Consider the following 15,562-nt stretch of genomic DNA (forward strand, 5'->3'; position numbering starts at 1 on the left):
GCGGCCTTTTTTTATTGTGAATACTGATAAATGTGATCAATGGTTTGGTTTTCTTTTTTTAATATTTTCTGTGTTTGAGCTAAAAATAATTCAGCCGTTGCTAACGAATCAATAAGGGCATTATGTGCGGCATAGCGTGGTAATTTATAGCGCTCTCTTACCCGATGCAATTGCTGGCTTTGTTGCGTCATTATTCCCAGTTTTCTGGCAATGTTGACTTCAATTGAAAGCGTATCAATCCAAACAAAAGGCAGGGGAGGCAATGAAAAATACGTTTTGGTGTTATGCGCTAAAAAAGCGTGTTCAATTGATTTGCCATGCACTATGAGACTTCGATTTTTTGCGGCTGCTAGAAACAGCGATAAGACCTCATTTAATGGGGATCCCTCAGCCAGCATGGTTGGCGTAATATGATTAATCACCGCGGTTTCTTTTTTTACGTCGTGGCCATGATTAATGTAATAATGTTGAGCGGACGACAGATCTATCTTGCCTTGGTTTATCTCTACCCAGCCGATACTTAATATTTGGTCATTTTGGGCATTCACTCCGGTTGTTTCTAAATCAAAAACAAGAAAAGACAAGTCTTTAATTAATGTTGTCCCTAGTGGTAATGAAAAATTGAGTGCAGATCTTATCTCTTCTGTTAGGGCCTCTTTAGCTAGGTATTCTCGTTTGTGTTTAATGAGCTTTTGCCATGAAGTTTGGCGTTGGAATAAAGAGATCATACCAATAATCCTAAATTTACTTTGGTGACTTTTTGCCAATCGTCAATTAAGCGAAAGGCGTCTTTAATGTGTTGTCGCTCAAAGCTCCCAAAATAATTGGGGTTGATATGATGATCCGGTTGCTGACCATGGGCAATAGCATCAGCTTGATATGAAAAGCGGAAATTACATAAAAAGTCGTACGCACTTAATATGTTTTTTAGTGACCCATCACTGATTAAGCCTTGTTGATTGGCAATCAGTAAGCGTTCACGGGTATTTGGCTCCGATGTTTTTGCGGCTAAACTATATAAGCGGGCCAAGTCGACAATAATGTTAATTCCGTGCCGTTTAATATTCAGCGTTTTTTCATTGTTGTCGTTTTTTACCAAAATTAAATTATTAAAAATGCCTAATGGCGCTCGGTGTTGTAATGAATCAGTAAATAGCGTGGTAAGCAAATAGGGATTGGAAGTTCGATCTTGTATTTCGTCTTGGATTGAACGAAGAAACGATGCATTACCTGCGATGACTCTGGTATCGAGAAATACACTAAGATTCAGTAAAAAAGCGTATTCAGGATTGACGATCCATTTTTTATAATAGGCTTTCCATATCGATAACGGTTGGCACCATTTTGGTGTTACAGCCATGAATTTTCCTGGGCATAAACTGTAGCCACTGCTGTCCATGCCTTTTGTTACTATCATTGCAAGGTGTTGAAAATACAATCTATCTTGTGATGTTGCATCATCCGATAATATCAGAGCGCTGTCTTGATCTGAGGAAATGTGTACTTCATTACGTGCATGAGAACCAGCCACAATCCATGCATATTCGCAGGGTGGTTGACCTAGGCGATCAATCGCAATATCAATCAGGCGTTGGTTATAAGTGTCCATAATAATGGTCATGATCTGGCTGATCACAGCGGCAGGAACTTTATCTTTAACTAACTGATTAAAAATGACTTGGCGTTGAGAGGCGTATTGAGAAAGTTCGTTTTCATTGTGTGCTGATTTGACTTTATCTATAAAAAATATCGCTTGTAATCGGTTGTTTTGTAGTAACAAAGGCAAGGTGACTAACGCGACGACTTTGTGACCATCCATCACTGGAAGATGCTTAATGTTGGATTGCATCATGGTAATAATGGCTTGATAAATCAAAGAAGAAGCGCAAATGGTGATGGGATTTGCTGTCATAATATGATGTATTGGCTGATGAATATCGAGCGCATCTGCTATCACTCTTTCAGTCATGTCGGCATTCGTGACAATTCCCACTAAACGGTCTTTATCCGTAACAACGACGCAAGAGACTTTACCGAGACGAATACGTTGCGCTACCTCATAAATCGATTCATTCCTATCTACTTCAAGAGTGTGTGAAGTGGAGACATCTTGAATACTATTTAAAAAATGATTGTTATCGTTATTTGACCATACGGCATTTATCGCAGAGTTAATGCGCACTTCTGTTTCTGAGTCAAACAGATGTGAGTATTCAGGGTGTGAGTGTTGTATATCATGAATGACGCTAATGGGAATTAAATAAAGTAACGAACTTTCAATCGCTTTGATCTGATAGCCATGCGTATTTTTTAATAAGCTAAAACCAAACACATCTTCTTCACCTAAACGTGAGCGTAATGAACCATCTTGATTAATTTGTTCGATAGCACCTGTGCGGATAAGATACAAATATTGTTGATGCTCTTGAGTTGATGAGTCAAGGTCATCATTTTTTGCCAAATAGATAATGCGAATTTTTGATGAGATACGCTCGACTATCGTTTTAGGCAGACGTGTAAAGGGATCAATGTGTGAAATAAAATCAATGATGTTTTGAATTAAAGGATCTTGCATTAGATGCTCACATTATGCGTCAGGTAATAAATGTTTTATGTCATTTAATAAACGAACAAGATTTTCTTTTTGATACGTTTTTTTTGTTCTTGGTGCGGTACTTTGACGTTGAACAAAGGCGACATCAAGATTACGTTGAATAAGTTCGGAACTGTCTTGTTCGTCGGAACGTAAACCAATAATTACCGCCTCTTTACCTATTTCAAGAAAGTGCTGCTTCACCGTGGTGAGTGGGGGGGTGAAATAGGCGCTGTCATTAATATCATCAAATCCGATAACCGATACTTGAGAAGGCACAGTGAGTCCGAGTTCATTTAGGGCTCTTAATACGCCTAAAGCCATTTGGTCATTCGCCACTAATACAGCGTCAAACGTAATTTGATTTGCGACCGTCTCTCGAACGGCAAGATAGCCGCTGTTTGCTTGCCAGTTACCTTCTACCGTGTTTACTGGCTGTAATTTATTTTGCTCTAGAACAGATAGCCAGGTTTGATAACGAGACATTGATGCGCTTGAGGCCTGTGGTCCTGTTATCAATAAAAACTGTTGATGTTGGGTGTCTAATAAATGCTGAGTCGCTAATTGCGCTCCTGATTGATGGTCACAACATACATAATGCACTCGGCTCTCTTCTGGTACGTCAATAAACACAAAATGTAAATGAGGGTATTGCTCAACTAACTGTTCCGCAGCGGTTGCCGTTAATGGGATATTCAAAATAATGCAGGTGGCTTGCTGTGAAATAAGCTCATGTATAGAAGCTTGAATATTTTCTAAGCAGGGAGTATCTACGACAGAAAAGACAGTGCCATACCCCATATCGTGCGCTTGTAATCGAATGCCGTTAGCGATTAAGGCTGCCCCATGGAGTGACATTTCCAGAGTGATTAGGCCGATCACATTTGATTTTGAGCGGCTTAACATTTGAGCGCTTTTGTTGGGAATATACCCAAGTTGCTTAATGGCTTTATTGACTTTTACACGAGTGTTTTCGGAAACATTTATTGACCCGTTAGTGACTCGTGATACGGTTTGAGTGGAAACTCCCGCCAATTTAGCAACATCTTTAAAGGTGACTGTCATTTATCTCTTCTTGTTTTCGTTATCATAATAGGAAGGTAACACGAGACTCTTATTAAAACTGTAGTATGGTTCAAATAATTGTCGAGATAACAAAAAATATTGTTTTCGAAAACAATAAGATCAAGCGCACATTTGGTTGGTTTTTAGTGCCTTTAAGATCACATTAATCGCAGCTGTAGCTAGAAAAAAGCCATCAAAAGAACACAATGCAACCATAGTTTGTTTACGAAAACAATTTGGAAGTAGTATGGATAAGTTGATTCATTTAAGCAGTAAAAATCACAGCATTATTATCAAAGTAGATTTGATCCCTGAGATCATTCACTGGGGCGGTAAAATTAATGAGATTGATAGCGATTTATTGTTTGCGATAGAGCGACCAATTTCACAAGCTCGTCTTGATATCGATGTGCCTTTGTCTCTTTGTCCTGAACTTGGTCGTGGTCATTTTAATGCGCCAGGTATTGAAGGGCACCGACATGGCATGGATTGGGCTCCAGTTTTCCATATTGTTGATCAACAAGTGGATGGTCAATCGGTTCAAATTACCTTGCGTGATGAGGTTGCTCTGCTTGAATTGTTGGTTGAATTGCATATAGACCACGATTCAGATGTCGTAAAAAAACGCATTACTGTTACCAACAGAGGTGAATCAGATTACTACTTAGGTAAATTGTCTTCGACGTTACCATTACCAAATCATGCTAATGAATTAATGACGTTTCACGGTCGCTGGTGTCAAGAGTTCCAGACACAACGTCAACCTCTTGAACATGGCGGATTTATGCAACAGAACCGCCGCGGCCGTACGTCGCATGAAAACTTCCCAGGCTTGTTTGTGGGAGAACATGGATTTAGTGAGCAACAGGGGCAAGTGTGGGGCTTCCATTTAGGTTGGAGTGGAAACCATGAACTGCGTGCGGATGTGCGTAGCGATGGTCGTCGTTTTGTTCAAGCAGGTGAATTACTGTTTTCAGGCGAGTGCATTTTAGGCGCAAATGAAACGTATCAATCGCCTTGGTTATATGGTTGTTATAGCAGCAATGGCTTGAACGGGATCTCTGAACGTTTCCATCAGTATGTTCGTCAAAACATTATTTCGTTCCCAGCGGATAAACCTCGTCCTGTGCATTTAAATACATGGGAAGGGATCTATTTTGATCATAAACCTGAATACATTATGCAAATGGCAACAGAAGCGGCAGAGATGGGCGTTGAGCGTTTCATTATTGATGATGGTTGGTTTGTCGGTCGTCATGATGATAAAGCTGCGTTAGGCGATTGGTATTTAGATGAAGAAAAATACCCCAATGGTCTAGAGCCTGTGATAGCTCACGTTAACGAAAAAGGCATGGAATTTGGATTATGGGTTGAACCAGAAATGGTCAGCAAAGATTCCAATTTATACCGTAATCACCCAGAGTGGATGCTTGGTTTAGAGGGATATCATCAACCTTCTGGTCGTTGGCAGCACGTATTGGATTTGCAGAATGCTGAGTGTTTCCAATACCTATTTGACCGTTTAAATGAGTTGTTAACACGCTATAACATTACGTATTTAAAATGGGACATGAACCGTGAGTTGGTTCAACCAGGTCATAATGGTCGTCCTGCCGTTCATGGTCAAACCAAGGCGCTTTATGCGTTAGTCGATCAATTATTGGCACAGCACCCAAGCGTTGAAATCGAATCGTGTTCTTCTGGTGGTGGCCGTATCGATTTTGAAATTTTGAAACGTACACACCGTTTCTGGGCATCGGATTGTAATGATGCACTAGAGCGACAAACGATCCAACGTGGTATGAGTTATTTCTTCCCACCAGAGGTAATGGGCGCACACATTGGCCCTGCTGAATGTCATTCCACCAATCGTCAGCATCATATTAATATGCGCGGTGTGACGGCATTGGGTGGGCACATGGGCGTAGAACTTGATCCAGTAAAAGAGTCAATGGAAGAGAAAGCCGCGTTCTCTCATTACATTGCACTACATAAAAAATACCGTCATTTATTGCATTCTGGTCGTAGTTTCCGCATGGATGTTGCTGACAAAAATCAATACGTTTATGGCGTTCAAGGTGAAGATGAAACCATTGTTACGGTATGCCAATTAGCGATGCCAAGTTATGCGTTACCATCGCCACTACGAATGACCTGTGTTGATGCGGATGCAAAATATGAAGTGACATTAGTTGAGATGCCTAAAGCCAGCTTCCAATTAATGAAACAAGCACCAAAATGGTTAGATCAAACATTAACGCTAACGGGTAATAACTTACAAGAAATCGGTTTGATATTACCAATCCTTGATCCTGAATCTGCGCTTATTGTTTCGTTAAAGAAAATATAAGCGAGCACCATACATAATGAGTGGCGGCATTGGCTGCCACCTATTAATACTATGAATTAATACCAATTGTAGTAAATAACTGGTCATTCTAGCTGGTTAAAATGCTCGATAACGGTGTTGAAATTTTTGATTGTAGAATAACTATTTATTTAAAAATTTCACCTTGTTCTCAAGCATTTTTCCTACGCTATTTCTGATCACTTACTTACTGTGATTGCTATAAGGAAGCAAAAAAATGTCCATCACAGTATTTCTATCATTTCTTCTCTTTACGGGTTTTGTTGGGTTTTATACCTATAACAAAGTAAAAAACACGCAAAATAAGTCACAAGACGGGTATTTCTTAGGCGGTCGAAGTCTAACGGGTGGGTTAATTGCCAGTTCGTTAATCCTAACCAATTTAAGTGCCACCAGTTTTGTAGGCATGAGTGCTCAAGCATATACGCATAACATGAGTGTTATGGGTTGGGAAGTGGCGTCAGGCGTCACGCTTGTGATTATTGCTTTGTTGTTGGTCCCGCGTTATCTAAAACAAGGGATCACCACCATTCCTGATTTCTTAGAAAGCCGCTATGACATGTCGGTAAAGAAATTCGTTACTTTATTATTCTTGTGCCAGTATGTGATTAATATTTTGCCTACAACCTTATACGCTGGCGCAGTAGTACTTGGTGAAATATTTGATGTTCAAGGATTATTGGGTGTTTCTGAATTTACTGCGATTGCGATTATTTCAGCGACAATTGGGTTATTAGGCTTCTTCTATGCGATTTATGGCGGCTTAAAAGCAGTCGTTATTGCGGATACCATTAATGGCATTGGTTTGATCATTGGTGGTTTGATGATCCCTGTCTTTGGATTGATGGTTCTTGGTGACGGCAGCTTTATGTCTGGGTTAGATACGGTATTAACCGCAGCGCCAGAGAAACTGCAATCAGTCGGTACATCAACGGATCCTCTGCCATTCTCTACGTTATTTACGGGTCTATTATTGGTTAACTTATATTACTGGGGTACAGACCAATCGATCATTCAACGTGCGTTAGGTGCTAAGAATTTAAAAGAGGGGCAAAAAGGGGTGATCATGGCGGGGGCAATTAAAGTGATTTCGCCGTTATTCCTGATTATTCCAGGCATCATTGCTTACCATATGTTTGGTGCTAACGCTGGTAACCCAGATACAATGTATACGCGTTTAGTCAATGAAGTGTTACCAAAACCGCTGGTTGGTTTTTTTGTTGCCGTGATGTTTGGTGCTATTTTAAGTACGTTTAACGGCGTGTTAAATAGCTCGACAACGTTGTTTGCACTTAATGTATACAAACCCCTATTTGGTCAAAATGCAACCGATGAGGAATTAGTAGGCAAAGGCCGTATCTTTGGTGTGTTCATTGCGATTATTTCAGTGTGTATTTCACCGTTTATTATGTTTGCACCTGAAGGTTTATTTCAATATTTACAAATGGTTGCCGGTTTCTTTAGTGTTCCAATTTTTACGATTGTATTTGTTGGCTATATTTCAAAGCGTGTACCTGCAATTGCAGCGAAAGTCGCTCTGGTTGTATTCGTTAGTTCTTATGCTGCAATGCAATTAATCTTCAAAACACCACTGCATTTCTTACATCAGTTAGCGATTTTGTTTGTGGTATGTACTGCACTGATGTTCTTGATTGGTATGTTTATGCCGCGTGATACCGATTATGTGATGCCAGTGAATGAAAGCATGGATGTAACTCCTTGGGAGTTCAGATTTGAAGCGTCAGCCATTGTACTTTATATGGTACTTGGCGCGTATGTTATGTTCTCGAACGTAGGCTTTATATCGGATGACCCTTTCTTCATGCAAGTATACGGTGTGTGTGGTTTGGTGATGTTTGTTGGTATATTTAGACGCATTTTCAAGCAACGTAAGAAAATGGCATTGCAAGCAGAGTAACGTTGTTATCACCTTACGATATTCCCCCTTAAAAATATCGTGTTCTTAAGTCAAAGAAGCCGTAAGTTATTACGGCTTCTTTTTTGTCTTTTTATTTTCCAATTAGACAGAGCGAAGCCGTGTTATTTATTAGTTTTGATGAAATGAACAATTTAGTGTAAACGTTTACATTTTTTGAAAGTGATCACGATATTCGTTTAAATTCGCTGATAGACTTGATGAAAATTCAGTAGGAAGAGTTAATCATGAAAGTATTAGTAACAGGCGGAATGGGCTATATCGGTAGCCATACATGTATTCAAATGATTGAAGCAGGCATTGAACCTATCATTTTGGATAACTTGGGAAACAGCAAAGTCGCAGTGCTTGATCGTATCGAAGCGTTAACTCAAGTTCGTCCTGTCTTTTATCAGGGGGACATTCGTGATGAAGCCTTTCTAGATAGTATTTTTGCTGAAAACACTATTTCATCGGTGATCCACTTTGCTGGTCTAAAAGCCGTGGGTGAGTCTGTTGCAAAACCTCTAGAGTATTACGACAACAACGTTAATGGTTCATTGGTGCTGGCTCGTTCAATGCGAAAAGCGAATGTAAAAAGCATCGTATTTAGTTCATCAGCAACCGTCTATGGCGATCCTGCTATTGTTCCTATTACTGAAAACTCGCCAACTGGCGCAACTACAAATCCTTATGGTCGCAGTAAATATATGGTTGAAGAGTGTTTCTCAGATCTGTTTGATGCAGAGAACGATTGGAGCATTACCTTACTTCGCTATTTCAATCCAGTAGGCGCGCATCCATCTGGCACCATGGGAGAAGATCCACAAGGCATTCCAAATAACCTAATGCCATTTATTGCTCAAGTTGCGGTTGGTCGTCGTGAATCATTGTCTGTATTTGGGAATGATTACCCAACACCAGATGGCACAGGCGTTCGTGATTATATTCATGTAATGGACTTAGCGGATGGACACATCGCCGCACTAAAAGCCGTGGGTGAAAAATCAGGCCTTCATATTTACAACTTAGGCACAGGTAAAGGTTCAAGTGTTTTAGAAATGGTTGAGGCGTTTGCAGAAGCTTCAGGTAAGCCAGTTCCTTATACTTTATGTCCTCGTCGTGCGGGTGATATTGCTGAATGTTGGGCAAGCACTGAAAAAGCAGAGAAAGAATTAGGCTGGAAAGCGACTCGCAATGTAATGGAAATGAGTGCGGATACATGGCGCTGGCAGTCGAATAATCCAAAGGGTTATTGAGAGAGCTAAGGTTTCAGGTTTAAGGCTTCAGGGAGGAAACTTATAAGAGAGTATCCCCCTTGAATTAGCTAATCATTTTTAAAGAATTGAGTATAAAAATTATGTCAAATGTTGAGTTTAACCCAGTAGATCATCCGCATCGCCGTTATAACCCATTAACGGGTCAGTGGATTTTAGTCTCGCCACATCGTGCGAAACGTCCGTGGAGTGGTCAAGATGAAAAACCATCAACGGCTGAGTTACCACAATATGACAAAGGCTGTTTCTTATGCCCAACCAATGATCGTATCTCTGGTGATACCAACCCAGATTATAAAGGCACTTACGTATTCAGTAATGACTTTGCCGCACTAATGACGGATTCACCTGAAGCGCCAAAATCAATAAATACCTTATTTAGAACCGAAGGCGTTCGTGGGTTAAGTCGTGTTATCTGCTTCTCTCCAGATCACAGTAAAACATTACCAGAGCTGCCAGTAGGTCAAATTCGTAATGTAATTGAAACGTGGAATGACCAAATTGAAGAGTTAGGTAAAGAGTACGTTTGGGTACAAGCATTTGAGAATAAAGGCGAGACAATGGGCTGCTCTCAACCGCACCCACACGGCCAAGTATGGGCAAACAGCTTTTTACCCAACGAGATTGAACGTAAAGAAAAGCACCTAAAAGAATATTACCAAGAACACGGCTCAAACCTATTGGTTGATTACGTAGAGTCAGAATTAAACGATGGCGAGCGTACGGTTGTAGAAACTGAACATTGGATTGCCGTTGTACCTTATTGGGCAGCGTGGCCATTTGAAACCATGCTATTACCAAAAACACACATTCGTCGTATGAGTGAACTGACAGATGAACAACGTGATGATTTGGCGTTAGCAATCAAAAAACTAACCAGCCGTTACGACAACTTGTTCCAGTGCTCATTCCCATACTCAATGGGTTGGCATTACGCGCCTTTCTTTGAAGAGGGCACAGACGTTGAACATTGGCAACTGCATGCACTGTTTTATCCGCCACTGCTTCGCTCTGCATCGGTTCGTAAATTCATGGTGGGCTACGAAATGTTAGCCGAAAGCCAACGAGATTTAACCGCAGAGCAAGCCGCGCAAAAACTGCGTGATGTGAGCGATGTGCATTATAAAGATCTTTAAAAGAGTAGATCGCTTCGCTTAAAGAGTTCAGAAGTGCTTGTGATGAATATAACACTCACAAAAAATGACTCTGAACTCTGCAAGGGAGCTTGCGACCGATCTGAATTCTAATCAATAAAAATATTTGAAGACATCTTTGAAATAACAAAGATAACAACTCTAAAATTTGGAAATAGCCATGACAAACTTAATTAAAAACGTAAAAGACGCATTCAATACCGTACTTTCTTATGCTCCAACGCACATTGTTCAAGCGCCGGGTCGTGTGAACTTAATTGGTGAACACACCGATTACAATGACGGTTTCGTATTGCCTTGTGCGATTAACTACCAAACGGTAGTGGCTGCAGCAAAGCGTGATGACAATATCGTTCGTGTCGTATCGGTAGATTATGGTAATGAAACTGACGAGTTTGATATCACTCAAGAGATCACATTCCAAGAAAAAAAAATGTGGGCAAACTACATTCGTGGCGTAGTGAAATGTTTAATTGGTCGTGGTTTTGAATTCAAAGGGGCAGATATTTCAGTCTCAGGTAATGTTCCTCAGGGTGCTGGTCTTAGTTCATCAGCTGCATTAGAAGTCGTTATTGGTCAAACCTTCAAAGAATTGTATAACCTAAACATCAGCCAAGCAGAAATCGCGCTAAATGGTCAGCAAGCAGAGAATGAATTTGTAGGTTGTAACTGCGGCATTATGGATCAAATGGTGTCAGCAGAAGGCAATGAAAACCACGCAATGTTATTGGATTGTCGTTCTTTAGAAACAACAGCCGTAGCAATGCCAGAAGACATGTCAGTGGTTATTATTAACTCAAACAAAAAACGTGGCTTGGTTGATTCTGAATACAACACCCGCCGTGAGCAATGTGAAGAAGCCGCACGAATCTTTGGTGTAAAAGCACTGCGTGACGTAACGATTGAAGAGTTCAACGCAAAAGCACATGAATTAGATGAAATGGTCGCAAAACGTGCGCGTCACGTGATTACAGAAAATGATCGTACCGAAGAAGCTGCAAAAGTGTTAGCGTCTGGCGATATGAAACGTATGGCTGTATTAATGGCAGAATCCCATGCCTCTATGCGTGATGATTTTGAAATCACAGTTAAAGAAGTCGATGCGCTAGTTGATATCGTTAAAAACGTGATTGGTGAGAATGGCGGCGTTCGCATGACAGGTGGTGGTTTCGGTGGCTGCATCGTTGCATTAGTTCCACCAGTATTGGTTGATGAAATAAAGGCTGCGGTTGAAGAATTGTACGAATCGGCAACTGGCTTAAAAGAATCTATTTATGTGTGCCAAGCAAAAAATGGCGCAGGTTTAGTGGAAGTGCTGTAAGGAATACACATGACAGAACAATCAACCTTGTTCGAAACCATGACAAAGGAGGCGGCCAGTGATGGTCGCCTTGCTCAGTTATTCGAACTTAAAAATGAAAACGGAATGCGCGCCGTGTTTATGGATATTGGTGCAACGTGGTTAAGCTGTAAAGTGCCAGTAAAAGGTCAACTACGCGAAGTATTACTAGGCCAGTCGACAATGGCTGACTTTGAGAAACAGCAAAGCTACATGGGCGTTACCGTTGGTCGCTATGCGAATCGAATTGCGAACGGAAAATTCAACATTGATGATACTAAATATCAGGTAGAGATAAACCAAGCTGGAAATACGTTGCATGGTGGGCCAGAAGGATTTAATAAACGTCGCTGGGCAGTGGTTAAAGAAGCAACAAATTGCGTTGAATTTAGCCTAGTTTCACCGGATGGTGATCAAGGCTTTCCAGGTGAATTAACCGTTAATGTAAAATACCAACTTAGCGACGATAATGAAGTCGTGATTAGTTATAGCGCCAATACAACGAAATCAACGCCGATTAATTTAACCAATCACGCCTATTTTAACTTGCTTGGTGCAGACAGTGGACTCCTTGGATTGGATCATATTTTAAGTATCAATTCAGAGCAGTTTGTACCGACAACTGAGTTTGGTATACCTAAAGGAGGGTGGAAAAAGGTAAAAAATACCAATTTCGACTTTACGGATCCAAAAGTTATTTCCCAAGACTTCATGCTCGATAAAGACCAAGAAAAAGCCAAGGGCTATGATCATTCGTTTGTGCTTGATAAAGCCTGTGCAAAAGGGGAGTGTGCTGCGAGTTTAACGTCTCCAGATAGTTTGGTGACTTTGCATGTTTCAACCAGTAAGCCGGCTATGCAGTTGTATACTGGTAATTGGCTTGAGAGTACGCCAAACCGAGTTGGGGGAGAATATCAAGATTATTCAGGCATTGCTTTAGAAACACAGTTTCTACCTGATGCGATCAATCATCCAGAGTGGGATCACCCTAGTTGTCTTCTAGGACCAAGTGAAATCTACCAGCATGAGACTCGTTATCAGTTTATTGTATAAGTGATTTTTTAGTCTTCATATAAAAATCCCTATGAGTGAACGCTCTTAGGGATTTTTTTATTCGCAAATTAATGAGGCTTTAATCATATTTAACCATGATTTTTTATGAAAATATGCCTATGCTGTTTATAGTTAATTATTATATCGATTAAATAAGTGTTGGGTTTATGAGTAAAGATATGTCATTGAAGAAAAAGAGCATACTAGCATTAGGTTGCTACGTTTGTTTTTTAATTACCATTATTGGAAGTATCACTTATTACGTTGTTCAATCTCCCATTCGATCAAATCTAGAAAGTAATCTTGATTTAAGAACTCAACTTCTTTCGCGTGAAATTGATGACCCATTGAGTCATTCGCTTTCAACATTACATGCTTTGGTTGGTGTTGTTGTTAGTGGGAACTCTCTAGACATTATTCAAAACATGTTGTCTTCAGTGCTTAATGAAAGTGATGAGATCATTATTAGTGGTGGTATATGGCCAGAACCAAATACTATTACCCCTTCTAAAAAGCTCGCCAGTTTATTCTTTTCTCGTAATGAAGACGGAAATATCACATTAATAAACGATTATAATGTACCTAGTACTTCACCTTACCAAAATGAATCTTGGTATCTATCTGTGGCGCATGAGAATAGTCATCAACGAATTTCATGGTCTGATGTTTATGTTGATCCTTTTACTAGACAGCAAATGATCACGGCATCTCAACCGTACTTTAGCGATGGGCAGTTTGCTGGTGTTGCGACGATTGATATTTCATTAAAAGGATTAATCAGTGTTATTGAATCTCAAGCAGAGAAGCATAAATTAGGTGTTATTATTAATAATGGTGCTAATAGCATTGCGGAATATAAGTTTAATGTACAAGAAAACATGTATGTAGTGAAACATACAATGGAAGATTTTAATTGGGAAATTAGTGTTGTTAATTCTGAACGAACGGTTTCTGATGAAATTTATGCCCAGATAATTAATATTGAGTTAGGTATTGTTCCTATTTTATTACTGTGTGTGATCATTGGTTACTACATCATTAATCGCAGTTTAATTAACCCTATTGTCTTAATATCAAATCAAATTAATGAAACAGATTCTAATGAAAAAATAGACATTAATTATACATCTAATGATGAAATTGGACATTTGATCTCATCATTTAATAAAAAGACCGAATTTCTTGAGATCGAAAAAATTAAAGCTCAGTCGTCGACAAAAGCAAAAAGCTCATTCTTAGCGAATATGTCCCATGAAATACGTACACCGCTAAATGGAATTATTGGTATGTCAGATATTTTATCGGATACTGAGCTTAATCCTATTCAAGAGGAATACTTACAAACGATTGAAACTTCTTCTCAAACACTGTTGCTATTAATTAATGATATTTTGGATCTATCAAAAATTGAATCGGGTAATTTAGTATTAGTCCCTCAACAAGCAAATATAGTTGAAGTTGCGTACGACACATTAGCAGTGGTTCTAAGTAAGGCGACAGAGAAAGGATTAACATTGCATGTTAATTTATCAGAGAAATTACCAAGTATAGTCATCATTGACGAACACCGATTCCGTCAGATTTTAATGAATTTAATGTCAAATTCAGTGAAGTTTACTGAATCTGGTTCTGTTGTACTTTCGATTGGTTATCAAGAAGAATCACTCACCACCGCTATATTGTCTTTTTCTGTGAAAGATACGGGTATTGGTATTGCGAAGGATAAACAAAAACAAATATTTGAACCATTTACGCAAGAGGATGGCTCGATTACTCGTCAGTTCGGTGGTACTGGTTTAGGGTTGGCTATTTGCCACCAATTAGTTGAATTATTTGGTGGGCATATTGAACTAGAATCAGCAAAAGGCTTTGGTAGTAATTTCCATTTCAGTATTAATGTAGGTCTTGTTGATACAGATAACTCTACCAATGTAGAGTTTAATAATGAAAAATGTTTAATTATTAGCAACCAAAAATCTTATGCAACTTTGCTTGAAGCGGAATGTATAAAACGAGGTTTAGTTCCAACATTATGTAATGCTCAAAGTAGTGACATTATACCGACATTAGACAAGTACGATATCGTGATGTATTGCCAAAAAACGTTAGCCGCAGCGATACAGGATATAGAAAAATTTAATATGTTACCTTCTTGTCCTGCATTGATTATTTGTAATAACCAACAAGATGAAAAAATAGATTTTAACCACGCGATTGATGGTTTTATTATTAGTCCATTATTTGGTAAGCGTTTTGTTAAATCAATACGTAATGCACGGAAAAATACAGAGAAACGACGTATGAATGCTAAAGCCAATGTTGACAAATTAGCCTCAAGTTCTCTTATAGATGCACCTCAAATTACAGAGGCTACGAGAATGATTCTTGTCGTTGAAGATAATTTGATTAACCAAAAAGTCGCGTCTTTGTTATTGAAAAAAGAAGGGTTTGGCGTTGTGATTGCAAATAATGGTCAAGAAGCGGTGGACATGATTAAGGCAGATACGACAGATTACGAATTAATATTGATGGATTGCATGATGCCAGTGATGGATGGGTTTGCAGCAACACGCGCTATCCGAGAGTGGGAGCAACAACAAGATAGAGCTCGGCTTCCAATCATTGCTTTAACGGCCAGTGTTTTTGTTGAAGATATTGATAAATGTTACGCTGCAGGAATGGATGATTATGTGGCTAAACCCTTCAAGAAAGAAATGATTTTAGAAAAATTAGAAGGGTTAAACACGGTCTCTTCATAAGGGATGCCGTTAACGACAAAGTAAGGGGTTACCAATAGA

General features: G+C 39.5%; 10 protein-coding genes. 7 read left to right on the top strand and 3 right to left on the bottom strand.

The annotated features are described in order from the left end of the window. Positions 1-11: 11 nt before the first annotated feature. Genes A6E03_RS06215 through A6E03_RS06225 form a run of 3 tightly spaced genes read right to left on the bottom strand, consistent with a single transcriptional unit; the run spans position 12 to position 3,658 of the window. The gene (locus A6E03_RS06215; protein WP_083190328.1) at positions 12-728 is read right to left on the bottom strand and encodes a 3'-5' exonuclease; all 717 of its coding nucleotides are present in this window, start codon (positions 726-728) and stop codon (positions 12-14) included. Next, on the bottom strand, positions 725-2,575 hold the full coding sequence (locus tag A6E03_RS06220; RefSeq protein ID WP_065593438.1) for a DUF294 nucleotidyltransferase-like domain-containing protein: 1,851 nt from the start codon (positions 2,573-2,575) through the stop codon (positions 725-727). The genes A6E03_RS06215 and A6E03_RS06220 overlap by 4 nt, the downstream gene beginning before the upstream one ends. 12 nt (positions 2,576-2,587) lie before the next feature. After that, positions 2,588-3,658: a LacI family DNA-binding transcriptional regulator gene (locus tag A6E03_RS06225; protein ID WP_065593439.1), complete on the bottom strand. Its 1,071-nt coding sequence runs from the start codon at positions 3,656-3,658 to the stop codon at positions 2,588-2,590. Between the two features lie 247 nt (positions 3,659-3,905). Between A6E03_RS06225 and A6E03_RS06230 the strand changes: the two genes are divergently transcribed. From A6E03_RS06230 to A6E03_RS06260, 7 genes are all read left to right on the top strand, one after another. Then, positions 3,906-6,008, top strand: a complete 2,103-nt coding sequence (locus tag A6E03_RS06230) for an alpha-galactosidase (RefSeq protein WP_065600415.1) — start codon at positions 3,906-3,908, stop codon at positions 6,006-6,008. Between the two features lie 235 nt (positions 6,009-6,243). Beyond that, positions 6,244-7,944 carry a solute:sodium symporter family transporter gene (locus A6E03_RS06235; RefSeq protein ID WP_065593441.1) on the top strand — a complete coding sequence of 567 codons (1,701 nt, stop codon included), beginning with the start codon at positions 6,244-6,246 and terminating at the stop codon, positions 7,942-7,944. A gap of 245 nt (positions 7,945-8,189) precedes the next feature. Beyond that, on the top strand, positions 8,190-9,200 hold the full coding sequence (gene galE, locus A6E03_RS06240) for a UDP-glucose 4-epimerase GalE (protein WP_065600416.1): 1,011 nt from the start codon (positions 8,190-8,192) through the stop codon (positions 9,198-9,200). A 101-nt stretch (positions 9,201-9,301) separates the two neighbouring features. Continuing rightward, complete coding sequence (locus A6E03_RS06245; protein WP_065600417.1) at positions 9,302-10,354, top strand: UDP-glucose--hexose-1-phosphate uridylyltransferase; 1,053 nt, start codon at positions 9,302-9,304, stop codon at positions 10,352-10,354. 178 nt (positions 10,355-10,532) lie between these two features. Beyond that, positions 10,533-11,693: a galactokinase gene (galK, locus tag A6E03_RS06250; RefSeq protein WP_065600418.1), complete on the top strand. Its 1,161-nt coding sequence runs from the start codon at positions 10,533-10,535 to the stop codon at positions 11,691-11,693. 9 nt (positions 11,694-11,702) lie between these two features. Continuing rightward, on the top strand, positions 11,703-12,764 hold the full coding sequence (gene galM / locus A6E03_RS06255) for a galactose-1-epimerase (RefSeq protein WP_065600419.1): 1,062 nt from the start codon (positions 11,703-11,705) through the stop codon (positions 12,762-12,764). Positions 12,765-12,931: 167 nt separating this feature from the next. After that, the gene (locus A6E03_RS06260; RefSeq protein ID WP_141677229.1) at positions 12,932-15,523 is read left to right on the top strand and encodes an ATP-binding protein; all 2,592 of its coding nucleotides are present in this window, start codon (positions 12,932-12,934) and stop codon (positions 15,521-15,523) included. The last annotated feature ends 39 nt before the right edge of the window (positions 15,524-15,562 follow it).

It is taken from the genome of Aliivibrio sp. 1S128 (assembly GCF_001691065.1).
Lineage (GTDB): Bacteria > Pseudomonadota > Gammaproteobacteria > Enterobacterales > Vibrionaceae > Aliivibrio.